21 protein-coding genes and 1 pseudogene are annotated in these 25511 nt (G+C 49.7%); 1 reads left to right on the top strand and 21 read right to left on the bottom strand.

Annotated elements, in window-relative coordinates:
• A partial coding sequence (locus ACI1P2_RS06455; RefSeq protein ID WP_355317941.1) for an RNA-guided endonuclease InsQ/TnpB family protein occupies window positions 1–815 on the bottom strand: 815 nt, incomplete at its 3' end.
• Between the two features lie 214 nt (window positions 816–1029).
• On the opposite strand from ACI1P2_RS06455, the pseudogene ACI1P2_RS06450 reads away from it, so the two are divergent.
• A pseudogene (locus ACI1P2_RS06450) lies at window positions 1030–1533 on the top strand (EamA family transporter); the annotation flags it as partial.
• Between the two features lie 189 nt (window positions 1534–1722).
• Here the strand turns inward: ACI1P2_RS06450 and ACI1P2_RS06445 are convergent.
• The 20 genes from ACI1P2_RS06445 to ACI1P2_RS06350 all read right to left on the bottom strand — a co-directional run bounded on the left by ACI1P2_RS06445 (window position 1723) and on the right by ACI1P2_RS06350 (window position 25398).
• Window positions 1723–3117: a glycoside-pentoside-hexuronide (GPH):cation symporter gene (locus ACI1P2_RS06445; RefSeq protein ID WP_355317940.1), complete on the bottom strand. Its 1395-nt coding sequence runs from the start codon at window positions 3115–3117 to the stop codon at window positions 1723–1725.
• A gap of 276 nt (window positions 3118–3393) precedes the next feature.
• Window positions 3394–4047, bottom strand: a complete 654-nt coding sequence (locus ACI1P2_RS06440; protein WP_355317938.1) for a GntR family transcriptional regulator — start codon at window positions 4045–4047, stop codon at window positions 3394–3396.
• A gap of 36 nt (window positions 4048–4083) precedes the next feature.
• Window positions 4084–4740: a class II aldolase/adducin family protein gene (locus ACI1P2_RS06435; protein WP_355317936.1), complete on the bottom strand. Its 657-nt coding sequence runs from the start codon at window positions 4738–4740 to the stop codon at window positions 4084–4086.
• Window positions 4741–4759: 19 nt separating this feature from the next.
• On the bottom strand, window positions 4760–6133 hold the full coding sequence (locus ACI1P2_RS06430) for a four-carbon acid sugar kinase family protein (protein WP_355317934.1): 1374 nt from the start codon (window positions 6131–6133) through the stop codon (window positions 4760–4762).
• Window positions 6130–7068, bottom strand: a complete 939-nt coding sequence (locus ACI1P2_RS06425; protein ID WP_355317933.1) for a sugar phosphate isomerase/epimerase family protein — start codon at window positions 7066–7068, stop codon at window positions 6130–6132. The genes ACI1P2_RS06430 and ACI1P2_RS06425 overlap by 4 nt, the downstream gene beginning before the upstream one ends.
• Before the next feature lie 9 nt (window positions 7069–7077).
• Window positions 7078–8106 (bottom strand): Gfo/Idh/MocA family protein, encoded by a 1029-nt coding sequence (locus ACI1P2_RS06420; RefSeq protein WP_355317931.1) that lies wholly within the window; start codon window positions 8104–8106, stop codon window positions 7078–7080.
• Window positions 8082–9218, bottom strand: a complete 1137-nt coding sequence (locus ACI1P2_RS06415; RefSeq protein WP_355317929.1) for an isocitrate/isopropylmalate dehydrogenase family protein — start codon at window positions 9216–9218, stop codon at window positions 8082–8084. Before ACI1P2_RS06415 ends, ACI1P2_RS06420 begins: the two co-directional genes overlap by 25 nt.
• A gap of 55 nt (window positions 9219–9273) precedes the next feature.
• Window positions 9274–10530 carry a hypothetical protein gene (locus ACI1P2_RS06410; RefSeq protein ID WP_355317927.1) on the bottom strand — a complete coding sequence of 419 codons (1257 nt, stop codon included), beginning with the start codon at window positions 10528–10530 and terminating at the stop codon, window positions 9274–9276.
• A gap of 113 nt (window positions 10531–10643) precedes the next feature.
• Entirely contained in the window at window positions 10644–11369 is a 726-nt protein-coding gene (locus ACI1P2_RS06405) for an amidohydrolase family protein (protein WP_355317925.1), read from the bottom strand.
• Window positions 11370–11610: 241 nt separating this feature from the next.
• Window positions 11611–13215, bottom strand: a complete 1605-nt coding sequence (locus ACI1P2_RS06400; protein ID WP_355317924.1) for a response regulator — start codon at window positions 13213–13215, stop codon at window positions 11611–11613.
• Window positions 13216–13369: 154 nt separating this feature from the next.
• The gene (gene tnpB / locus ACI1P2_RS06395) at window positions 13370–14473 is read right to left on the bottom strand and encodes an IS200/IS605 family element RNA-guided endonuclease TnpB (RefSeq protein WP_408976150.1); all 1104 of its coding nucleotides are present in this window, start codon (window positions 14471–14473) and stop codon (window positions 13370–13372) included.
• A 4-nt stretch (window positions 14474–14477) separates the two neighbouring features.
• Window positions 14478–14879, bottom strand: coding sequence for an IS200/IS605 family transposase (gene tnpA, locus ACI1P2_RS06390; protein ID WP_355317922.1), 402 nt, complete (start codon window positions 14877–14879; stop codon window positions 14478–14480).
• Window positions 14880–15021: 142 nt separating this feature from the next.
• Complete coding sequence (locus tag ACI1P2_RS06385) at window positions 15022–16872, bottom strand: sensor histidine kinase (protein ID WP_355317921.1); 1851 nt, start codon at window positions 16870–16872, stop codon at window positions 15022–15024.
• Window positions 16873–16898: 26 nt separating this feature from the next.
• Window positions 16899–17747 carry a carbohydrate ABC transporter permease gene (locus ACI1P2_RS06380; RefSeq protein ID WP_355317919.1) on the bottom strand — a complete coding sequence of 283 codons (849 nt, stop codon included), beginning with the start codon at window positions 17745–17747 and terminating at the stop codon, window positions 16899–16901.
• Window positions 17744–18694 carry a carbohydrate ABC transporter permease gene (locus ACI1P2_RS06375; protein ID WP_355317917.1) on the bottom strand — a complete coding sequence of 317 codons (951 nt, stop codon included), beginning with the start codon at window positions 18692–18694 and terminating at the stop codon, window positions 17744–17746. The genes ACI1P2_RS06380 and ACI1P2_RS06375 overlap by 4 nt, the downstream gene beginning before the upstream one ends.
• A gap of 44 nt (window positions 18695–18738) precedes the next feature.
• A complete protein-coding gene (locus tag ACI1P2_RS06370) occupies window positions 18739–20073 on the bottom strand; it encodes an ABC transporter substrate-binding protein (RefSeq protein WP_355317970.1) in 1335 nt (444 codons plus the stop codon).
• A 113-nt stretch (window positions 20074–20186) separates the two neighbouring features.
• Window positions 20187–21923 (bottom strand): hypothetical protein, encoded by a 1737-nt coding sequence (locus ACI1P2_RS06365; protein WP_355317915.1) that lies wholly within the window; start codon window positions 21921–21923, stop codon window positions 20187–20189.
• 24 nt (window positions 21924–21947) lie between these two features.
• Window positions 21948–22820: a carbohydrate ABC transporter permease gene (locus ACI1P2_RS06360; protein WP_355317913.1), complete on the bottom strand. Its 873-nt coding sequence runs from the start codon at window positions 22818–22820 to the stop codon at window positions 21948–21950.
• A gap of 20 nt (window positions 22821–22840) precedes the next feature.
• On the bottom strand, window positions 22841–23743 hold the full coding sequence (locus ACI1P2_RS06355) for an ABC transporter permease (RefSeq protein ID WP_355317911.1): 903 nt from the start codon (window positions 23741–23743) through the stop codon (window positions 22841–22843).
• 71 nt (window positions 23744–23814) lie between these two features.
• Window positions 23815–25398, bottom strand: coding sequence for an extracellular solute-binding protein (locus ACI1P2_RS06350; protein ID WP_355317909.1), 1584 nt, complete (start codon window positions 25396–25398; stop codon window positions 23815–23817).
• Window positions 25399–25511: the final 113 nt, after the last annotated feature.

Here is a 25511-nt window from a genome sequence, read left to right as displayed (position 1 = left end):
CGCCATCCGGCATCCGAGATGCTTTTGGACAGTCGGCGGTTACGGATCATGTTCTTCACTTTCAGCTGCTCCACCGCCATCAGGTCATGTCCCTGAACGATGCGATGCGATTGTTTGTGCAAGAAATCTTTTCGCTGCCGCGCCACTTTCTGGTGGATGCTCGCGACTTTCCGTTTGGCTTTCTGCCGGTTGCGGGAACCGCGCGCTTTGCGGGATAGCCGCCGTTGGGCTCGTCTGAGCCGCTTCTCCGCTCTTTGCAGATGCCGCGGGTTGTCCACCTTCGTCTCATCGGACAGCGCCGCAAACGTGCGTAGCCCAACGTCGATGCCCACGGCTGTTTCCGCCGTCTGGCCTGCTTCCGCTGCCTCTATGCTCACGCCGATCCCCACGATCCATCCGTCTGCATGCCGTTTTACGTTGATTTGGGTCACATTTGCCCGGTCGAACGGACGATGTGTACGCAGGCGGACAAAGCCGATTTTGGACAGATAGACGTATCCATCCCGGGCGAAAGTCTTGTCTACCGCACCAGGCTGAGGGTACGTAAAGGAGAGATATCGGTCGGCTGACTTATAGTGAGGAAAACCCGCATCGCCGCGAAAGAACCGCTGATAGGCATCATCCAAACGACGCAGGCAATCTTGTAACACTTGCGAATGAACTTCTTTATATTCGGGAAATTCCTTCTTGAAGGCGGGCAATTCATTTTGCTGCTTGGCGTAGGTGACGGTTTTGCCCTCTTGGTTGTAGACGGTATCCCGTTGCTCCTTCGCCCGATTGTACAGCTTCCGGCACAAGTTCAACGTTCGAATCATGAGTTCTTCTTGTTCGAGGGTCGGGTAGAGGCGAAATTGATACGTGATTTGCACGAAGGGTCACCGCCTTAATAAGAACGTATATTCCCATCATACCACACAAAGATTCGACTAGGAAAGCGCGCGCCTCATACAATAGACAGGTGCATGTAGGCTTCGCCTAACCGAGATTCATCCCCTACCTGCAGAGGAAGGGGACTTCTCACGGAAACATGTTAAATTTGCGTATGCAGCAGGTTTTACAGTGTCAGCAGTAACTGGAGGCCAGTATTTTATCGGAGCTGTGCTTACTTGGCTTGTTGTTTTATTTACCAAAAAGAAAAAGCTAACCCTTATACAAATTTCAAAACTGATTCTATCTGGAATTCCATTCGGGTTAACAGGTATATTCTATTATCAAGCCTTACAAACCCTAAACGCTTCGCTGGCCATTGTTTTTTTGTTTCAATTTGTCTGGATCGGAGCTCTGCTGGAGTGGGTATTCCATAAGAAAAAGCCGACAAAGAGTAAGCTTATTTCCATTGCGTTGCTTCTCATGGGTTCCATTTTGGCTGCCAATGTACTGTTTCAGGAACACATGGCGTTATCGTGGCTGGGAAGCTTCTGGGGATTGCTTGCGGCATTAACCTTTTCCACATTCATACTTTTAAGCAGCTCTGTCGAAAAAGAAACTCCGCCCATTTTAAAAAGTGCCCTTCTTTCCACAGGGGGAGTTTTAGGTGGGATTGTTAGCAGCAACATTCGAACAAAAGATCTGTAAATATTCAGAAGACAGCCAGTTAGGGGGGATGATTTTTCCCGTGAAAAAATCCCTTCCGGGAGGCAGCGTTAGAGACACCTTGCCAGATGTCTTTTTCGTTCTCTACCGTGAAGGGATATCACCAGACTGATGGTTTGCTATTGTGTGTTATTTATTGTTGTTGACTCTTCTTGCTTCCAACTCCGATACAATGACATCATGCGGCTTTTCCCACTTATAGACAAAAGCCATAATAAGGATGGCTACTACACCCAAAATAATAGGCAGCCAGATGTAGCTTAATGATATCATTTGCAATGCTGCAGAGGTTTGCTGTTGGTTGGCGATATAACCACCAGCAGCAAGCAGCCAAACCGGAATGGCTGCCCCAAGACCTGAACCTAATTTATTGGCAATCCCTGAAGCGGACATAAGAATTCCTGGAGCACGGACACCAGACTTCCACTCACCATAGTCAACCGTATCAGCCTTCAAAACAAACAGCAATCCTGCGGGAAAGCCCATACCAATCGACCCGATGATTGTGCCCGCAATGATTAAAGATACATTTGCGCCAGCCATATAGATAATTAACTGGCCCACGATATTTATAGCAATCCCGGTAATCACCAAGGCTTTTTTACTATATTTCTTCGTTAAGAAAGGGATAGCCAATATACCCACAAGTGAACTCATCGCAAGCGTATTGACGATAGAAATGATGTCAGGCTTGTTGATATAATACGTCATATAATAAATACCTGCTGACAATTTCATAATATACATGGTGTAAAAAGTAATCCCGAATAAGGAGACGCCTATCCACGGGAAGTTTCCTTTAATCGCTTTTAGCCCTTCTTTTACAGGAATGGACTCATTTCCGGATACGCTCTGTACGCGTTCTCTGGTGTTGAAGAAGGTGACTAAGAATAGGACTAACGCGGTTAGCGAGAACAGTGTCATTGCATAGAAAAAACCTTTTTGCTGATCGCCGGCGCCAAAGTAAGCTACAAGCGGCAGCAGAGTCAAGTTTACAATTAATCCGCCGATTTGTCCCCCGAACATCCTGAAGGTATTGGCAACGGTTCTTTCCTGAATGTTGCTTGTCATACTGGGCAGCATGGTCTGTAACGGGTTATTCACTGCTGCATATAACACGTTGGCTGCAATATAGAAGATATAGACATAGGCCATTTTACCGGAGGCGCTTAACTCAGGGCCCATGAACAGAAGAATGGAAACGATGGAGAATGGAATACATGACCATAAGATCCAGGGCCGGGATTTCCCCCATCTTGTGTTTGTTTTGTCAATCAGGATTCCCAGAATCGGGCTGTCGATCATATCAACAATTCTTGCAATCAGCATAAGAGTACCGACTGCAGCGGCACCAATTCCATAAATATCTGTAAAGTAAAAGGTTAAATACGTAGTAATAACGGTATAGATTAAGTTGGAACCGGTATCCCCCAGACCGTAACTGATTTTTTCCAGCAAGGGGATCTTTTGATTATTGCCAATCCCCCGTGACTCGGCCAGCTCATCCTTTATCTTTACTTCCATTATGTTCACTCCCTGAATTATGATTAAAGCGTTTACATTTTAGGTGAATATGAATACCTTTAAAAGGCTCTCGGGATAGGAGATCAGCATGTTCCTGCGCTCTTATTTTGGTTGTTATCTGACGTTATTCAAGATTTGCCTGTTGCATTGAAAGGTTAGCGTGGGACGATCGATTCCAAACAACAAATAAGGATGGATAGTAATGTAATATTTCGCACCTGTTTGTTGCTTGGAATAATGACCGCAGAATCCATTCGTACCCTTTTCTGCCTGAATTTAAAAGTAGATGGAGGAATCCCCTGATTTCAATACGGCGATTGTCGCCCGAATATGATTTCTCATCAATTCTTCAGCCAAGTCGCCGTCCCTCTTCTCGATTGCGTCAATGATCGCCATATGCTCAGGATATGTCTCATCAGGCGAACGATATAGACCCTTCGTAAGGCTGGTTTGGATAACTTTGCATGACTCCAATGACTTGGATAAATGAAAATCTTTGGTTTCCGATGCGATTAAATTGTGAAATTTCTTGTCGGCTAAATAATAGGCATCTTTGTCATGTTCCTGCCTCTTTTGATAGGCACTTTGAAAGATGGCCCGCATATAGACAATTTTATCGTCTTCAATGACAGGCGCCAACAGTCGGCAGGCCAAACCTTCCAACACTGCACGCAGCTCGAATACGGATATCATGTCCTCGAGAGTAAATTTTTTCGCATACCAGCCCTTCGACGTCCTGTATAGAAGCCCCTCCATCTCCAACTCCGCCATTGCTTTGCGCAGAGGTGTACGGCTGACACCCAGTGTCTCAGTCAGTTGGTTCTGGATAATCAACTGATCTGGAGGAAATTCGCCATTTATAATCATTTCTCGCAGTCGCAAGTACACGGTTTGATCCAGGGTATCCTTAACTATCCCTATATTGTTCATGCTCTCATCCTTCTATATTTTATGGTTGCACTCATATTACCATAAACGGGGAGGCTTGTATCCGGAATGATCGAGAAAATCCTTTGCTGTGTCCGAGCCTAGAACAGCAGGATTCAAGCCTGTCATTTTAGTAATGGCAGCCATTTTGCAGGTCATTTCAATGGTCTCAAGACACATCCGGGCTTCCTGCATAGAAGTATCAAATACGATAACCCCGTGGTTTTTCAGAATAATCACGTTAGCTTCTTTGGCTTTTTCCCCAACAGCTGCCCCCAATTCCCTGCTTCCGGGATGATAATAGTCCACATAAACGATGCGTTCAGCATAATACATGCTCTCGATAAACAGCTTGCTTTCGATCTGTAAGTCTGAGCACGCAGCCAAAGTTGTCCAGAATGGAGAAGAGTGAATCACGAACCCGGCATCGGGACGTGCTTTATAAATTGCAGCATGCATCGGGATTTCCTTGGATGGCCGCTTCCCGCCCCCATCATACCATCCTGAAGATATCGTCACTTTAACCAGATCCGCTTCATCCAGATGTCCCATGTACGTGCCAGATCCCGTTATTAGCATCGTGTAATCATCAATGCGCTTGCTTATATTGCCCGAATTTCCCCAAGCCAGCCGGTAGTTCATCATATACTGTCCAACATCAATAATCTCTTGCCATGACGTACTGATCGTTCTCACCCCCTTCTCATCTTTTCCTTTATAGAAGTTCTTTCTTCACTCTTAAAAAATAATCTTCTTGTCCAAGCTGTCCCCCTTTGAGAGCAAGCTCTAATCCGTCTACAAGGGGATCGCTGGAATAGCATCGGTTTAAAGGCGCGCCAGGCGCGACCGGAGCAGCTATTTCCATTGCAGAGACTCCAAGCTCCTTTGTTGCGAATCCGGAAGTATCCCCGCCGGCAACGACAAATCTTCGTGTGCATTTCCGCGTAATAATGCCCTTCATGATTCGCCCCAGTAGTTGTCCAAGCAACTTCCCGCTTTTATCTGCCTGGACTCCTGTGGATCTCAGAATTTCTCTCATCTCCGGAATTGAAGGATCATGAGGACCTTTCGCGGTATACAGAATGACGTCTTTGCCTGCACTCAGCAGTTTCTCCGTTGTGTCCAATATGCTTTCCAGGGCAATCTCGCCAGTATCCATATTCAAAAGGTCCTTTAACGGGAGACGTATGGAAACGAACCCTTCCTTCTCTGCCGCTTCAATCTGCTTTTTCGTAATGTCAGAGGCGCTGCCAGAGAGTACTGCTATTGGATCGGATTCATCCGTGGTTGCATGATTGACAGTATAGTCTGGGACACGACGCTTTAAACCGAGTATTGACTCCCATATTCCGGTCAACGCATGTTCTATCCCGGAGGAACCGACTACAAAGAGTGGCGTGTCGGCCTGGGCCAGTCTCCATAGAATCTTCCCGGCAGCCATGGTATCACTTTGTTTCAGCGAGTCGAACAATATGACAGGGTCCTGCTTGACGGTAAAGCGCTGCCAAACCTCTTCATCATCGCCTTCCAGATCAAGAACGGACATCAATCCGATCGGCAGATCCGTTTGTTTCCCAAGGTGAAGCCGAAGATCTGCCTCATCCATGGGAGTAGCCGGATGAACGGACATGATGGGATGACGGTCCAATCGATGGATGGCATCTCCGGCCGCCGCGAAGTGCTGACCAAATACCGTATACCGGGCTAGTGGAGGTGCGCCGGCCAAAACTGGCGTAACCTGTTGATGAGTGAAATAACTTCTCCCGATGTCTATGACGCGCCCGATGCTTCCGATCTGTGGCGCAGAGTCAAACGTTGAACAGACTTTGTAGTGAACAACAGAGGGCCGATAAGCCAGCAAACGCTCAAAGATCGGAACAAGCTCTTCCTCTAGCTCTTCACTTTGCAAGGAACGGCTTATTCCCGCAATGCCAATGCAATCAATATCCGGATAATTTCTCTTCAGTTCTTCCGGATCAGGCGGATCAAGGAACAATACCGTGCGGTATCCTCGTGTTGCCAGCATTTCCATGGCATCTGTGGATCCGGTAAAATCGTCGCCATAAAAAGCCAGCAGCAACGAACTCATATCATCTCACCAACCTTCCGGGCATCGACTTTAATATTTTGCAAGGCTTGGATCAGCGTACGCTTCGCGCCTACGATCAACAGTCCGGGTTCTTCATCAGCCGCTGCCATGATCTCTATGCCCAATCCAGCTTTACGTTCAAGGGTTAAATAGCCGACATCATGGAGTGCTTGCAGGAATCGGGTTACCTCGGTTACATGATGACAACCATTGGGATAACCGAAATACGGATGTTTGTCTCCATACCGCGCATCATCCCGTTTAGTGGAGCAATTGCCAATATGCACGTGCCCCATCCATGCCTTTGTATTGAAGACAGTATCCTCAATGGTTTCCCCCAGCAGCGGCACATGACTCAAATCAACAAGCAGTGAAAGGTTTGTTGTTTGTTTTTCAAGTTGCCCCATCAATTTTGCTGCCATCATGCTGTCACCAAACAACCTTTTTTTGTCTACATCAGTATCGAATAATTCCAAATCAAGCTGAAGCTTTCGCTCTGCAGCTGCCTGATCCAGAAGCAGCAGCGAATCGCAAAGCCGATTCAATTGATCCTCGGTTTCTTCTTGTGGAGCTTTCGGACCGCTGATCACGGCTACGCGATCTGCCCCCGATTCAACTGCTTCATCCATGGCCTCAATGATTCGGTTAACCGCAAGCATTTTCTCCGCGGTATCCGAAGATTGAAGATCGTATCCGTTACCGAAAATAAGAGGCTGCAGCAAATAGCTGGCTTTCATATTGGTAATGCGCAACCATTCGTTAAATTGCTGTCTGCGCTGCTGATCGGCAATGGGAGCTATTTCAATTCGTTCGAAGAATGGATCTTCCAGCACCGAACGAACAGAGTGTTCCCATTCTTTTACATCCGAAGCGGAAGCCGGCCACAGCCCGGGATGAACGATGCTGATTTCCAGCTTTTCTCTCCAATTTCCCATGGATACCTCCTAAGAAATAGAAACGACTCGCCGTTCACTAGCCGATTGATAACATGCGTAAACGATCCGTTGGGAGATCATATATTTCTCGCCTTCTGTCTCAAAATAATCGTTATCTGCTGAGAGCAAGCCGTCGATAAAATGCTGATGAGCAGAAATTACGCTGCCGCCTTTCCATCCGTCCGGAATGGCATAAGCATGCTCTTGCTCTGTCTCGCCGCGTAATGTAATGAAAATACGGCCGTTTTCATCAAGCCTCAAATTGCCAAGCTCGCCCTCCAGGTTCATCCAGCCATAAGTTGGCGGGCGAACCTCTGCCGTATAAACCACCCGGTTGGCATCATAAATGCCTGTCATCCCATTGACGAAATTGAACAGCACCATCGCATCATCCTCACCTTTTATCAAAGGATTCCAAGTTCTCATCTGGCAGTACACGCTCTCGATATCTCCGAATAAATACCTGAAAGTGTCGATCCAATGTACCCCGGTTTCATATAAGAGAAACTTCTCCATGTCTTTAAAATAAGGCTGCAGCGGATAAGGAGATGGGCCGAAGCCATCCCCGGGACGCATCGAAAAATAAACCCGAAAGAGGCGTCCAAGCTGTCCTGAATCAATGATCTTGCGTATTTCTCTATACCAACCTTGCCAGCGCCAATTCTCATTAATCATGACTGGTACGCCTTTATCTCTACAGTAGCGCACCAATTGCTCACTTTCTTCCTGACTGGGAGCAACAGGCTTTTGGCACAAAACTGGAATCCCTTGATCTGCAGCGATTTTGGCATATTTAAAATGAGAATCCGGTGGAGTACAGATATCCAGAAAATCCGGTTTTAGCTTATGAATCAGCTCATCAATATCCGAGTCTGCTCCCCAATGGGGAATCTGATGAGCCTCTGCCAGCCTTCTCGCTCCTTCCGTATCCTGGCTGACAACTGCTATGATCGCGCCGCCCTTAACTTGTGCCCATGCGTCCATTTGAATTTGAGCAAAATGTCCTGAGCCTACTATGATTCCTTGGAGACGCTCCACGGCTGTGCCTCCTCATGCTGCTTGATTAATTCCCGAACAACCGCATCTCCCACTTCCGACGTCGAGGATTTGCCCCCAATATCTCCAGTGCGAATAACGCCTTCCTTCAATACCGCTGCCACTGCCGCCTCGATGTCTTTCCCCGCTTGCATTAAGCTGTTATCCTGATGCTGTTCGCCCAGCCAATCCAGCATCATCCCGCCAGACAGGATGGTGGCAATGGGGTTGGCTATTTGCTTGCCTGCGATTCCTGGCGCCGAGCCATGCGAGGGCTGGAACATTGCATGACGATCCCCAATGTCACCCGAAGGCGCAAGTCCGAGTCCGCCAATGGTCGCCGAAGAAAGATCGGACAGGATATCTGCAAACATATTTTCGGCAACCAGCACGTCGTATTGGGAAGGCTGAATAACTTGATAGAAAGCCATGGCATCCACATAAGCATAGTCTTTTTCGATACCGGGATAATTTGCCGCAACCTCGTCGTAAATTTTGCGGAAGTAGGCATAAGAGCTCAACACATTGGCTTTATCCACACAGGTTACCATCGATTTGCCGTCCACCGGCCGGCCTTGCCGTTTGGATGCCAGGCGGAACGCATAGTCGACAATCTTCTTCGTGCCGGTCTTTGTAATGATAATGGTATCGGTTGCTATCTCGTCACGGACATTACAACCTCCGGTTCGCGATGCGTACAAACCTTCGATATTTTCTCGAACCACCACGTAATCGATTCCATTTCCCTGATCGCGAAGGGGGCCGGGTACTCCTTCATAGAGCTTCACAGGACGAACGCCTGCATACAGATCCAGGTCGAATCGCAGCCGGAAAATCACGTCCCCATTGACTTCCCTGCCATCCGGATGGCGGGCTTCGAACAATCCTATTGCCCCCATCAGCATGGCATCGGCTGATTTGCATTGAGCAAACTGCTCTTCGGTCATGGCTTTCCCCATCTTCAGAAATTGACCGGAGCTCGCTCCGTTATTTTCAAATTCAAGATCAAATGTGCCATGCATCTGCTGTACAGCGCGTAATACCTTTAATGCCTCCTCCGTTACTTCAGGGCCAATACCATCTCCTGCCAGCACGGAAATATTGTATCTGCTCATTTTTCTATTTCTCCTCGTCTCCAAGTATGGTTTGTTATCCAAGCTTGTGCCTGTTCTATTTAAGAAGCACTTTCTTTTCGAGCACGTCTCCGGATTTTAGATGTATAACGGCCTTCCATTCCGTATCCTCCGGTTTTTCGAGCGTAGGGCTTTGATACCAATTGAATACAAAGTTCATCAAAAACGGCTCATCGTAACTTTGATATTCCAATTGACCGTTCCGGAAAAATTCTACATAATCGATCGTTTCCGGATATAAGCTGGCCAATCGTATCCACCGCTTTCCATCGAGGGTGATCTCCTTTTCCAGACCTTGCAAATAAAACTGCTCCTCAAAAGGGATCTCCGGCAGCGAAATTCCAATGATATTGGCCATACGGTGTGCGAAAAAACGATCTTCTCCATCTGTAATCCGCCAGTCTGTCGGCGGCTCCTGTTTGGTCAAGTTGTTATAATAGCCCCATGATGTATGCAGGCGAGCTGCCACTTCCATATTGCCTACAGCCTGAGAGTCCTCATTACAGACAATCGGAGCATTCGGGGCCCATTTCCTAAGCTGGCAAACATCATTATAGTACTGCTGCCTGGTTCGGCCATTTCCGTGGTAGAATACAACATCACTCTCTTTTGCCACTTCTTCGCTGATAAAACTGGCGGTTGAACTGCACCCTACAGGAAGTCCGCCAGATTCATGTCGCGCTATTTCCATTAGAGCTACGATCCCCTCGGGATATTCAAGCAATGAATGCTTCTTGGTCAGATCATGCTCATTGGCAATCTCGATGATCACATTCGTATATCCGCCTTCCCTGAGGAAGCGTGATGCTGTACGGGTTGCTTCCAATACGGCACGCCCATTCTTCAACTTTTCCGCCTGAAAAAAATAGAAGAAGCTTACGATAACCACCATCCCAATCTCATCAGCTGCACGGATTAAGCGGTCCAACCGATTGGCGTATGCAGGATCCAGGCTAGTGCCGTCTTCGCCAAAGGGATTATTGTGTAACATCTCGTTGAACAATGTAAAACAAGGTCCACCGCCTTGCAGGCCTACCGTAAATGCGCGTAGACCGTGCGTGTACCATTCCGGAAGAGCCGCGATCAAATCATCTGTGTTCCGCTCCGGATCAAACGTCCGCCCGAAACGATGGAAGCGGCTTGGATCTTCACTGTCATCGAAGATTCCCTGAATAAATCTGGCGTTCATTAACAAGCCATGTGCTTCCGGCCGGCTGCCCTTGATTTCTTCATACACTTTTTTGCCATTGATATAAAAATCCGTTCCTTCGATGCTTAGTACGGTTTTACCCATGTTGATTACTCCCTTCTGGCGAAACAAAACTTAGTGCGAAGATATCCGTTTCCCCTCTAATCATTCGACTCACTTCCTCAAAATAATCATTATGCCGGTTTTTCCTGTTATCTCTATTCCAGGCCATGCAGTCTAAAGATCCGTTTGGGATTTTCGTAAAAAATGGCTTCCAACTGCTGATCCGTTAATCCAATATGGTGGTACTTGGCCAGCTCCACTGGAATATTGCTGATATGATCGGAGCCCATAATAATTTTTTCTACCCCTACTTGGTCAATCATCTTTCGCGTCATATAAGTTTGGCACCATGACGGCTCAAGATAGATGTTCTCACAATGCTTTGCCGTGACCAGTGCTTCATCCGCATACACAGCAAATCCCGCATGACAGAGAATAAAAGAGACATTTGGATAACGCTTAGCCGGATCCATCATCAGCGACGGCAGAGAAAAAGGATTTCCTGTTCCGGTATGAACCAAAACTGGAACCTGGTATTGATCGGCCATTTCGTAAATTTTATCGCAATGTTTGGATAGCGGGCTGATGTTGTGTCCTAACGGATGCAGTTTGATTGCGACAAATCCAAATTGCTTGATACAGCGCTCTACTTCTTTTACATAGACCTCTTCTTCCAGCCAAGGGTCCGGACTGGCCATTCCGTAAATTCGCTTTGGATACTTTTCCATCATGTCAGCAATGCGAGTATGGACATCGAAAACATTCTCCAATGTTGGTTGAGGCATGACGAAACCGATTGCAATTTCGAACTGATCCATTGCTTTTATCAGATCCTCTTCCGTTGTACTCACTCCCGAAAACTTGGAAAGACCCAAATGCATGTGAGTATCAATGATCTTAATCAGGAATCATCCCTTCGCATATTTTTTGTGTATACGTTGTATACAATGTATACAGTGATTCTAATCGCTTACATTTTCGTTGTCAAACATATTTTTTAAACCCTTTACATTATTTATGAAATCTAAACATGATGAAGCGCTTAATCCTTCTAAGCTTAAAGCTTCTCCTGAAGGTTAAGCGCTTCATTTCATAATAAACAGTATCCTCCATAAACCATGCCTAACAGACTTCGGATGGGCTTTTTCCGGTAAGCATTTTGAACACCTGGCTGAAATAGGTGGCGTTCCGAAATCCCGTCATCTCGCTCACCTCATACACCATGTAATGTCCCGACTCCAGCAGCTCCATCGCCCTTTGAATCCGGTATTTATTGAGATAGCTTACGAAGTTCTCTCCCGTTACCCGTTTGAAGAGCTGACTCAAATATTTGGGATGAACATATAATCCCCGCGCGATGGCCTCAAAGCTGATTTCTTCCGCATAGTGCTCTTCCACATACTGTTTCGCTCGGGCCACGAGCCTGTTGTTTTTCTTCTCGGCCGTCTCTTTCCGTGTCTGCTCCAGCCAGCATTGGATAATGCCGTCCATCCAGCATATCAGATCCGGCAGCGCGTATTTAAGCTGAATACCTCTCAGAAATTCACCCATTGCCAGCGGAGGGTCAAGTCTGGGGTAGCGGCGGTTCCAGCTATGAATCAGTGTGTCGAACAGGCTCACGGCCACCACCTGTACATCCTGAATGCTGGTACATCCCCCTTCCTCTATCAAGGCACGAATCCTCTGCCATATCTTTTCTGCCAGATCAGGCCGCATATCGGCCCATGCTTCATTCCACTGACGTAGGTGCATGGAATAGTCGGGAGCTGACGGCTCCGTCCACCCGGACGCCTCATAGCAGTACACACGGCTTCCTCCCTGGAATTCAGCCGCTTCAAGCGCCTCCCGGCTCTCCAGATAGGAATCCATCAGCTCGCACAGATGAGTCTTGCGGGTTCCGATACCTGCGCTCATCTCCATTTTTAAATACGTAAATACTTGGTCGATCATGCGCTGAAGCAGCGGCTCCAAAGGCTGCGTCGCATGCTCATCCTCAAGCAGCACAAGCACGAACACCCGGTCCGAGTAATCGAGCACCTCGATTTGGCCACCTGCCATCGTGTGCACGAATGTCTGTACGGTCTCCCGGATGATGTCCGCTGCCCCATAGCGAAGCAGCTGCCAGTCCCGCTCCTTCATCCGTGTCAGAAATTCGGGACGGTTAAGCTGGAGGCTGACAGCACGTACGCGCTCAGGCCTGCGGAGCCCCACGTAATCCATGCGTTCGGGGGACAGCTCCTCCTGACGATAGCGCGTGGTGAGCAGCTCGTGCAGAATCTGTTTTCTCAAATAGGGAAGCACACGTCCAATCTCCTGCCTATAGTTCTGCTCCAGCCGCTCGTGCCGCTCACGCACATCCAGCTCCAGCAGCACCTCGCGCAGTACGGCCTCAATCTCTTCCACTTCGGCAGGCTTCAGCAAAAAATGATTCACCCCCCAGCGCATCGCCGCACGGGCATTCTCGAACTCATCATATCCGCTCAGGATGATAATTGGCAGATGCGGATGATCACGCCTCAGCGTCTGCGTAATCTCAAGCCCTGTCATGCCGGGCAAATATACGTCCGTCATAACCAGATCAGGCCGCACATGGCGGAACAGCTCCAGCGCATCGGTACCGCTTGAAGGCGTGCCTGCGATGCGCAATCCAAGAGATGACCAGTCAATGTGGTCAGTCAGCGCCCGGATCATATGCGGATCATCATCCACCAGCATGATGGTTTTCATGCGCTCTCACCACCCAGCCAAAGATTCAACTTCTCCTCATTTTGAAACCTCTCATGGCTAAAGCCATGAGATTCCTGGGTAATCCATTCTACTGAACAGAATTAGCATGTGATATGCCGCCAGGCTATCCCCGCAGTCCCTGCGGTTCTTGCAACTATTCATTCAGAAGTCTTTTGCCTTCGGCAAGAATGTTTCTGCTTGCATTGACATCCCGGTCATGGTGGCTGTGGCATGCTGGACATTCCCACTCCCGTAGACGAAGATCCTTGACCTCTTTATGTTGGTAGCCGCAACACGAACAGATTTGAGACGAGGCGAAGGTTTTACCTACGGCTACAAACCTGCGTCCGTACCATTTAGCCTTATATTCAAGCATTTTCCCAAATCGCTTCCAAGATACTTCGCTAATGGCTTTGGCCAGTTTGTGATTCTTCATCAGGTTAGATACCTGCAAATCTTCAATCGCAATCAGGTCGTGGCTTTTGACGATATGTGTTGAAATTTTTTGCAGGTAGTCTGTTCGGGCATTGGTAATACGTTCATGGATGCGTGCCACCTTCACCCGTTGTTTATTACAGTTGGCGGAACCTCCCACCCGTCTGGAAAGAATGCGTTGTTCACGAATGAGTTTTTGCTCCATCTTCCGTAGAAATTTCGGATTCTCAAACACTTCACCGTTAGATAGAACTGCGAAATCTTTAATCCCCACGTCAATCCCGACTTCCCGGTTGGTTTTTCGCAGGGGCTCTATGTCGGTTTCCACTAACAGCGAAACAAAGTATTTTCCTGAAGGATTGCGCCTAATCGTTGCACTGATGATGCGACCTTCGACTTCTCTGGACTTCGCAAATTTCACGAGCCCTAATTTGGGTAGTTTCACTTTATTACCTGTGATCGAAATATTGCCATTGGTGTAGTTGGTTTGATACGACTGCACCGGATTCTTTTTACTCTTAAATCTTGGCGCATCATTCTGTTTTCTGAAAAATTTCTCAAAGGAATCGGCCAGATGCTTCAAAGCATTTTGCAAAGAAAATTTATCCGGTTCTTTGAGCCATACGAGTTTTTGCTTCAATTTGGTTAATTTAGCAGAGCATTGGGTATACGACAATCCTTTGCCTGTACTGTGATATGTTTCATTCCATAGTCCCAGAAAATGATTAAAGACAAAACGGGAACAGCCGAGCGTCTTGTTAATGAGAACGATCTGATCCTGGTTGGGATAGATACGAAACCTGTAGGCTTTATGAACAAGCATATTCTCACTTCACTTTCTGATCTTGAATATACTTCCGGATTTGTTCTTCGGTATGCTCGCTAACGGTCGCCACAAAGTAAGAGGGATTCCACAAGTGACCTCCCCATAGCTTTTTCTTGAGCTGCGGAAATTCTTTAAACAGAAGTCTTGCGGAAATCCCTTTTAACACTTTGACCATGTTGGGTATGGAATGTTGTGGCGTGCATTCGACCAGAACATGGATATGGTCTTGATCTGTTTCCATTTCAGAGATGGTAAAGTTGTAGTCGGACGCGACTTGCAGGAGAATTTCCTTGAGTCTAGCGTCCACTTCATCCGTGAGGACTCGGTGTCGGTATTTCACGCACCATACGATATGGTATTCGAGGGCGTAAACATACCCTCTGCCACGTCTAGTTTCTGCCATAGTTTATCACCAAGATTATTTTACCATACGTCATAGAAAAACACATCGGAAATATTGATAAAATGTAGATTATAAATAAAATCATATATACCATATGTCGGTTCATTGACATGTCAAATGACATGCCTGAACCGAAGCTTTCTTACTCATGACTAAAGTCGCGAGTTTGCGAAAACTCTTTATCAATGCACGGCAATGTGATGGTTACCTCCACACCGCCCGAGTCGGCAGACCTCAGCAGTACACCATAGGCCGCTCCGCAATACAGTTGAATGCGCTGATGCACATTACGTACACCAATGCCGCAGGCCTCCTCCAGCGTCCATCCCTCCGGCAGCCCCTGCCCGTTATCCGTGATGCGAATGATTACTTTACCCTGCGGACCGCCAACATCCGCCTGCATCTCCACCCGGATGCGGAGCGCTTCCTCAGTCGGATGACCATGCATGACGGCATTTTCAATGAAGGGCTGCAGTATGATTTTCGGAATGTAGCAGCCGCGCACACGCGGATCAATCCGTTCCTCGTAATCAATGGAGAAAGGCAGACGTTCCGCCTGAATGCTGACATAACAGCGGGCATGCTCCAGCTCATCCCGGACCTGGATGAACAGCCTGCCCCCGCTCAATCCGATGCGCAGCAGCTTGCTCAGCTGCACAATCATGCGGCTGATATCGCGTGCCTGATAATCCATGGCACGCCAATGGATCATGTCCAGTGTATTGTACAGAAAATGCGGTTTGATTTGCGCCTCCAGCAATCCGGTCTGGGCTTCCCGCTTCGCCCGGCTCTCCTCGCGAACCTGATCCATCAGCCCGGTCAGCCGGGAGGCCATATGGTTGAAGCCATTCGCCAGATGGACATATTCCTCGGTGAAGGACAGCTCGATACGCGTGTCGAAGTCTCCTCCTTCCAGCTGCCGCATTCGACGGATTAGCTGCCTCAAGGGCCGCACGATACCGCGCACGAACAGCCAGGCGAGTACGGCCGAGCACATGAGCCCCAGAACGGCTACCCCCAGAACCTTCCATCCTGCTGTTTTTACCGGAGCAAGCAGTGTATGTACGGGAATGATTTGCACGAGACGCCACTGCAGCATGGCTGGCCGGGAATAGAGAACAAGCTGCGAGCCGCCCGGACCGGAGACCACCTCGAATCCGTCCCCGCCACGCGCAGCGTGTTCCTCAAGCCAGGCCTGATTAATGACGGGTTCCGGCTCTCTGCCAACTGCCATTTCCGGGTACGACGAGTCGTCAGAGCTACCAGTCGTTTCCGCCATTTCTGTTTCACCCATCTGCATGATGAGGCTGCCCGCTGTGTCCACCAGCAGGACTTGTCCATCAAGCACAAACGGCAAATCGGCAAACCTGCTAATGATGTCCTCCCGGCTTAAACGGATCAGAACGAAGGCCACGGTGCCTCCGTGGCTGTCGAAAATGCGCTGGGCATATCCGATCAGCGATTGGCCCGATGCATTCTCCTTTAACGGCACCCAGGCTGCATCCGCCTGCTCCAATGCACCGAACCATGAATCGGAGGTGATCGTATCCACGGGATAGATGCGGTCAGCCGTCGCCACGGTCACGCCGTTGAAGGCATCGGTGTACAGCTCCACGGAGGTGATGCCTTCACTTACCACCACGGTATGCTCCAGTATTTTGGCGGCTTCACGCCGCTGGTGAATTTGTGTCAGTCTTCCTGCCCCAGTCGTATCCAACAGATTTGACAGCTCGCGGTTGCTTGCCAGGGAGTAGGCCGTACCCGTCACATTTGTTATGAAGTCAAAGCCCCGCCGCGTGCTTTCATTGAGCAGGGCCAGGCGCGCCTTGCTGATCTCCGTAAACGTAACCGTCGAGAACGACTGGTAGGCAAGCCACACGATCACCGACACGAGCAGCAGATTAAACGCAATAAAGCAAGTCACCATCAACGTGGTGAGCTTGCTTTGCTGCAGCTTTTGGCGGATGAACAAGGACCAGCTTCGTTTCCTCATGCAGTATCCCTCGCTTCGTCTTGGAATTACCCTTTGAGCCCGGAGGTCGCGATGCCTTCCACGAAGTACTTCTGACATACGATGAAAACAACAAAGCATGGCACCAGCGAAAGTATGGACATCGCGAACATCGGTCCCCAATCGGATTGGGAGCTGGAATCCAGGAAAAGGCGAAGACCGAGCGGTACCGTATACTTGCTTACATCGCTCAGATAGATCAGCTGGCTGAAGAAGTCGTCCCATGTCCACAAAAAGGTAAAGATCATCGTTGTCACCAGCGCCGGAAAAGCGAGCGGAAGGATGATCTTGGTGTAAATGCTAACCAGTCCGCAGCCGTCGATCGTAGCCGCTTCGTCCAGCTCTTTGGGCAGTCCGCGGAAGAACTGCACCATCAGGAAAATGAAGAAGGCATCCGTTGCGAGCCATTTCGGCACGACAAGCGGCAGATACGTATTTATCCATTCCAGGTGGTTGAACAGAATATACTGTGGAATGAGCGTTACGTGATGCGGCAGCATAATTGTCATCAGCATCAGCCCGAAGCAGATCGATTTGAAGCGAAAATCGAGTCTGGCAAAGGCATAGGCGGCCATGGAGCAGGAAATGACATTGCCCAGCACCGCCCCGAGCGACAGCATGACCGAGTTGATCAGGAAACGGGAGAAGGGATTGCCTTGAATCCCTGTCCAGCCGTTCACATAATTGCTCCAGTTCCATTCCCTCGGCCAAAACCACGTTTCCGTAAAAATCATATGTCCCGGCTTGAACGAACTGCCGAGCATCCAGAGCACCGGATACAACATGACAAAGGCAATGGCCGAAATCAGCACATGCTTCGTGACGATCCATGCCGTAGAGCTGCGTTGTCCGATCATGATTTTCCACCGTCCTCATAGTGCACCCACAGCCTGCTGCTGCGGAACACGAGCAATGTAAACACGCCGATCAGAATCACGAGTATCCATGCCATGGCGGAAGCATACCCCATCTGGTAGAACGAAAATCCTTTTTTGTAAAGGTACAGGGAATACATCAACGTCGAATTGACGGGGCCGCCGCTGCCGTTGCTGACGACGAAGGCCTGTGTAAACGATTGGAACGACGTGATCAGCTGCATGACCAGATTGAAGAAGATGACCGGTGACAGAATCGGCAGGGTAATGCTGAAGAATCGCCGGACCGGGCCGGCTCCGTCCACGGCTGAAGCTTCCTCATATTCCGGTGGAATCTGCTTCAGGCCTGCCAGGAAAATAATCATGGACGAACCGAACTGCCACACGGACAACAGCACGATAGAATACAGGGCATATTTCGGGTTGGCGACCCAATCCGGAGCCTGGATGCCGATCATGGCCAGCAGCCCGTTCAGCAAGCCGTCGCCGCCCAGCATTTTGCGCCACAGCATGGCGATGGCCACACTGCCGCCGAGCAGTGTAGGAATGTAATATACGGTACGGTAAATACCAAGCCCGCGAATGCCCTTGTTCAGCAGCAGCGCTACGAGCAGTGCGAAGATCAGCTTGACCGGTACGGAAACAGCAACATAGGTAAATGTAACCTTCAGGGACTGGATGAACAATGGATCCGAAGTAAACATCGTAATGTAGTTATTCAGACCAACCCACACAGGGGCGGTCAGGATACTGTACTCGGTAAACGAAATGTATAATGAGGCAACCATGGGACCAAGTGTCAGCAGCAGCAGACCAACCAGCCACGGAGCCAGGAACAGGAGAGCTGCCCGGTTGTGGGCATATCTCCGCTTCACCCCCCGGGCCGCCACACGCTCGGCTCGCGTATGGCTGACCTGTGTTGTACTCATGCTATAACCTCCCCGCTCATTTAAGTTCAGACGAATGCAAGCTGTTACTGCCCTGAGGCAAGTGAGGTCTTGGCGTTCTCAATGAACTGTGCAATGACGTCCTGAGCGCTGCCCTGTCCGAATGCGATCTGTTCGCTTGTGGTCTTGAAGCTTGAATCCACTTCCGAATATCCTTGCGGGTATGGCGGATCAATCTCGCTGGAGTGTTGTGACACAAGGTCGATAAATTTGAAAATCTCCTTCTCCGCGTCTGACAGCGAAGGCTGCAGCTGCTCACGAACGCTGGAGTTGACAGGCACGCCGCGCTCCGAGCCCAGAATGGCTGTTGCTTCCGGATCATTCACCATGAAGTCGATAAACATGGCTACCTCTTTGGGGTGCTTCGTTTTGGCATAACCGGAAATGAACTGGCCCGGCTTCAAGTATTCACCGATTTGCTTTTCTCCCACACCATGGGGAATGACCTGAATCGCCAGCTTGTGGTCCTGATTTTTGTTGACCTGCTGGAATGTGAGCAGCTGGTTCGACCAGGTAAACTCCATGGCTGCCGTCCCGACAGAGATCGGTCGTGTCTCCAGCGCGCTGGTCGTGGAGGCCGTTACTTCGGCAGACGTGGCGCCGCCGTTCTTGCGGAGCGCAGCCCACATGTCAAACCACTGCTGCAGATCCTCGCTAGTAGCCGTCAAGGTTCCTCCATCGAACAGCCCCTTGCCCTTTTGGCGGATAAAAATTTCGAACATGTTCGTCGTTCCCGAGATATCCACCGAGCCGTAAAAGCCTTCGCCCTTGGCAGCCGCGATCTTGGCGGCGATCTCGCCGAAGTCCTCCCACGTCCAGCTTTCTTTTGGTTCCTCGATGCCCAGCTCTTTGAACAGCGTGGCATCGTAAATGACGCCAGGAGCGTTCACGCCAAGCGTGATGGCGTACAGCTTATCGTCAACCGTCCCGGCTTTGAGCATGCTTTTGTCATGCTCTTCGGTGCGCAGCTCCTTGCTCTCCGCATAAGGTGTCAGATCCAGCAGCGCACCGCGCCGGGCAAAGTCGGTCAGAAAGGCATAATCCATCTGCAAGATGTCCGGGGCGTTGGAGCCGGCGACCTGAGTGGTCAGCTTGTCAAAATAACCGTCCCAACCGGAGTATTCCGGTTTGATCGTAATACCGGGGTGCTTTTCTTCAAACAGCTTGATGACCTTGGTCGTCAGATCATGGCGGGTCTGCGAGCCCCACCACGTCATGCGCAGCTCGATTTGATCGGTGCTTCCTCTCTGATCCTTGTCACCTGGCCCGGATGATGTGCCGGAGGTTCCGCCCGAACAGGCTGTAGCGAACAATAACAGGGTCAGGCAGCACAGGGTTGCCCACTTTTTCATATGCAACATCAAATGAATTTCCTCCCCTTCTCTACTTGTAATCGCTTACATTTGTATTGTAACGGGATTCCTCCGCTTAGGACATAAACAAAAGTAAGCTATCCTGTCAAAAAAGTAAGGGGTTAAATTGGAGATAGAGTGATGGTAAACGTTTTGTCAAACGGGGTCAGAAAGTTGACCAACACCGCCTTGCAGTTATCCTGCAGCTTCGCCTCGCGCACCGTGGCAGCCAGATGGCCCAACTCGCCCCCAGTCAGTTCAATCCAGTCCTCGCCGCATACATAGCGGAGGTTCCCACCGCTCCAGAGATAACAGTTTTCTCTTACTGTCTGCAATTCTCCCGAAGTGAAGCTTCCTTCCCGTCCAAAAATGAAGGAAAGCTGTGTCATGACTTCCCCTGGCTCATCCCCATGCAGCCGGAGTGTCCAGCCCTCTTCAGTGCGTTGAACCTCTGCCTCCACACGGAACGTTTGTTCATGAGTAAGCGGGCGGATATGGTGCGGGAGCAAATACCAAGGGCTTATTGGCGTTTTAGATGTCGGCGGAAGCAGTGCTCCTTCGACTGGACCGTAATACCCCTTCTTTTGCTCTCCTGCCAGACGGTATCCTGCGGGCAGCTTAGTCATTTCCTGCATCGGCACATATCCCGGGTAAAAATAAGAAGCCAGCTGCACGGCCAGCAGTCTCACCGCTCCATGGCGAAGAGCAAAAAAAGACGGCGTCTCCGTAATCAGCGTCACACTGGTACCGCCGTCTCTGTAGCGGGCAACAGGTGCGCCAAAATCGGTATGTAAACGGCTGTGGAAGATCCGCCCTTGATGGCCGGCGTCCTCCATATTCTGCAAATAGCCGTGCCGCAGAAAATCGCCATTCAGTATTTTCTCGTATTTCACGGGAAGGTCCTCCGTTGCCTCAAACGGCTGCTGAAACTCCGGCTCCAGCAGCATGCGCACAAGCACATTGACGGAGGAGACACCTGGATCAGCTAGCGATCGGCCGGCCCATTCAGCCATGCCCGCGAACACAGGATCCTTGTCATGACGGGCCAGAATTGCATAAGGCAAATAATACGGAGACAGATCGTGAATGCTTCCCAAATCCTGCCGCCCGGAGTAATCGGTAACGACCTCTCCTGAGGGATGGATCAGATATACCATCATGTGCAGATTCAAGCGGACCGGATCGAGCAGCTGCGGCCGATCCAGCAGACGTGCGGCATGAATAAGCATGATGTCACTGACTGCGTTGTAAATCCCGTTGCTGCGCTCCGTCCATTCCCCGTCCGGTGTAATGTCCATCCCTTCTGCCAGCCACTGATCCGCCCTTTGAACGGCCTCTTCCAGTCCAAACAGCTTATACAGGAAGCCAAGTGCAGCGCACAGCACCCAGCGGTGATTCGGCGTATGCACGCCCCCCGTAAGCATGACGGGAATGGTTCGTTTAAGAAACAGCAGCATATTATCCAGCACAGGCTGCAGCGGCACCCACTCCTGCTGCGTCAGCAATTGGTACAGCTGAGCGTAGCCGACGACAACAAACGCTGTGTCCGGCGGAGAATGGTAGTTGGTCCAGCCAGGCGAGATAGAGCCATCCTCATGCTGTGCGCGCAGCACAAACTCCGTCGCCAGCAGCAGCCGCGCCAGCAGCCGCTCATCCCGGTAATACGCAGAATCGGGATTCACCAGAGCAGCCCCCCAATAACACATGTCGGTTGGCGTGCCGGTGGTGTGATTGACCCAGGCAATGCCCGTCCCCGGATCAAGTGTCCCCCCATAATAGCGGCTTTGCGGATCAAGCACCTGCCGGGATAGTCCTGCCTCCACCGCTCTGTCATTACTCTCCGCCAATTTCATGTACATTGTCATTCCTCCCAATCTTACGGTTCAACCTTTGACGGCACCAAGCATGACCCCGTTGACAAAATATTTCTGCAGCCACGGATAGACGAGAAGAATCGGTACCGTGGCGAAAATGACCGTGGCCGCTTTGAGGCTCTCCGGTGTCAGCGGGGTCCGGTTCGCACCTTCCAGCTGCGTCAGTTCAGAAACCATATTGTTCTGTACCATCTGGAACAGCTTAAGCTGGAGTGGATACAGGTCCGGGTTATTAATATACATGAGGGAATCCTGGAAGCCGTTCCACCGTCCCACGGCATAGAAGAGAGCCAATGTGGCCATAACCGGCATGGACAGAGGAACTACAACACTCAACAATGTGCGGAAATGGGAACTGCCATCGATTTCAGCAGATTCCTCCAGACTGGGAGGAATGTTGTTGAAAAAGGAAATGAGAATAATCAGGTTAAAGGGGCTGACCAGGCCTGGCAGAATAAGCGCCCACACCGAATTGAGCAAATGCAGATCGCGGATCAGCAAATATTCGGGAATAATGCCGCCACTGAAGAACATCGTGATAATAATCAGGTACATAAAAAATTTGCGTCCCTTGAGCTTTCTTTTGGTCAGCGGATAGGCTGCCGCGATCGTGAAGAGCATGCACAGCAGCGTTGTGCCAACCGTCAGAACAATCGTGAAGATGAGCGAGCGGATCATGGCATTATCGGAAAATACTTTAATGTACGCACTCCAGTCTAACTCAACTGGAAAAAGTGTAACTTCTCCGGAAGTGATGGCCCGGTTTGAACTGAGCGACACGGCAATTACGTGCAAAAACGGAGCCAGACAGAACAAAACGAACAAGGCAACAAACGTAATATTAACGATATCGAATATCCGGTTTGAGGTACGTTCACTCATAGCACTCACTTCCTTCCTGATCACAAAATACCGTCTCCGGTCACTTTTTTCGAAATATAGTTGGAGCCGAGAATGAACACCAGTCCCACCACGGCCTGGAACAATCCGACTACGGTAGCCAGCGTATATTGCCCGGATTCCAGACCGACCCGGTACACAAAGGTGCTGAGCACATCGGAATATTCCCGCACAGCTGTATTTCCGATAATGTAAGGGCGGTCAAAGCCAATGCTGACCATCTTCCCGAGATTGAGGATCAGCAGCGTCACAATGGTTGGTTTAATGCTGGGAAGTGTGATATAACGGATTTTCTTCAGCCTTGTCGCTCCATCCACTTCAGCAGCTTCGAACAGCTCCTTGTTAACACCGGTCAATGCTGCCAGGTAGAGGATGGTTCCCCAGCCCGCACTTTGCCAGACTCCTGTGAACAAATAAGTGATCAGCCACGGATTTTTTTCGGTCAGAAACGGGATCGGAGCGAGACCCAGGCCTTCCAGAACACCGTTTACCATACCAGACTGATTGCCGAACAACTGATAAACGATGCCCCCGATGATCACCCAGGAAATAAAATGGGGAATGTACAAAATGGTCTGCGATATTTTTTTGAACCATATCGACCGGATTTCATACAGCATAATAGCCAGGATGATCGGGGCTGGGAAAGAAACGAGCAAATCCAGAAAATTCAGCATAAAGGTATTGCGCAGGGTGCTGTAGAACTCTCTCATTCCAAAGACTTCGCGGAAGGCGTCAAATCCGATCCACTCACTGCCCCCAATTCCCTGAAACAGATTGAAATCCTTAAAAGCAATCTGCACACCATACATCGGACCGTAACGGAAGATCAGGAAATAGATAATAGGCAGCGAAAGCAGCGCGTATAATTGCCAATACCGTCTAAAGTAAGTCGCTTTGCTCAAGTCGGGTTCCTCCTATGGGTAAAAACCGGGTGGAGAGGCATTCCCCGCCACCCGGTTTTACATATATTAGCCTACTGCGCCGGAAGCTCCTTAAGCGCCTGCTCGAGCTCTGCTTGCAGCTCGGCTCCGCCCAGTGACATATAATCCTTCATTTCCTGCTCGTAAACCGCTTCGAATTCCTCCGGCTTGGCCATCGCCGTTTTAACAATAATGACGGATAATTTGTCATTGAGTGTGGTGCCATATTGGGCTTCGGCTTCAATCGGCCTGCCGAAAACGATAGGGCCAATCGTGTCGGTGTTCGCGATCGCGATCGATTGCTTCAGCATTTCCTGGTTGCGCTCCGGGAAGCCGCTCACCCATGCTTTTTCGTTGGTGGCCTGGTCCCCGATGTTTTTGCCGTTGGAGATGATGACCATGTCGCCAGCGTTGTAAATACGGTTCACAACTTCTTGGGAGGCATCGGCTTTAACGACCGGAATGCCATCGATCAGATCATAGTTTTCCCCTTCAACGCCGCTGTACATATCGATCAGATTATTGCCTGATGCCATCCAGTCCAGATACTTAATCGCCTCCACCGAGCGCTTGCTGCTTTTGGGAATCATGATGTACATGCCGTTCGAGGCATAGCGGGATTTAATATGCTTGTTATCAACTTTGGCGTTGGTTAAGACATCTACCGGAACCACTTTGCTTCCCTCTACATTTTTGTAGAGATTATCCAGGGTGCCATCGGCATAGAACAGAACATCTACGTCCTCCGACCAGTAACCAACATTACCGTTCTGAATATCCTTGGCCAATTGGGTTTTATCCTCGTCCAGGCTGAAATCCTTGCTGATCAGCCCCTCGTTATAGAGCTTGTTCAGAAATTGCATCGCATCCTTGAAGCCCTCATGAAGTGGCAGCTCATAACGCTGGCCGTAAGTCAGATCGCCTCTGACCGGCTTAATGAAGGAATAAATCAAAGTTTCAAACTGGGCCGGAGCCAGTGCCATGCCCATCGGGATGTTTTGGCTGCCAAGGCCCCCCGGGTCCTTTTCTTTAAACGCTTTCAAGGTTGTATACAGCTCATCGGTTGTCGTTGGTACAGGCAAGCCCAGTTTATTCAGCCAATCCTGGCGGATGTATGAGCTATAGCGGCCCGTGATCGCCCGTTTGCCGGGGATCGCGAATTGTTTGCCATCAAGCTGGCCAAAGGCAAGCGTTTCCTCACCAATAAATTTCTTCAGGTTCGGACCATATTCATCGAGTAATTCTCCGACATCGGTCAGACCGCCCTGCTGCGCATAGCGGTAAAACACGCTGGAATCATACGTAAAGACGATATCAGGTACATCGGTATTGCTTGCCATCAACACGTTCAGCTTGGAAACTTCCTCAGAGCGCTGAATCGGTACAAACTCGACATCAATGTTATGCGGATCGCCGAACCGCTCCTGCACCAGTTTCGTCAAATAGTTGTTGGTAATGGTATGCGGTTCCGGGCTGTTCCCGCGGTCAAACACTTCAACCTTCAACGTGACTCGTTCGCCGTTTTCCCCTACTGCCGCCGAATCTCCGTTTGCGCAGCCGGCCAGCAGGGATACCCCCATTACCGCAGCCATTCCGAGCCCGATCGTCTTCTTCCGAACTCTTTGGAATACGTTCATTCTCCCATCCCCTTCCCCTTTGCGTATTTTAATTGTGATGTTCCCACAGTATTTCATGCATTTCAGCGGTTTGACAATAAACCTGTTTCAGATACTGCCAATCGGACTTTCTG

It is taken from the genome of Paenibacillus jiangxiensis (assembly GCF_046098255.1).
Taxonomy (GTDB): Bacteria; Bacillota; Bacilli; order Paenibacillales; family Paenibacillaceae; genus Paenibacillus; species Paenibacillus jiagnxiensis.
The sequence above is the reverse complement of the archived record's forward strand: the minus strand, read 5'-3'. Positions and strand labels throughout refer to the sequence as shown.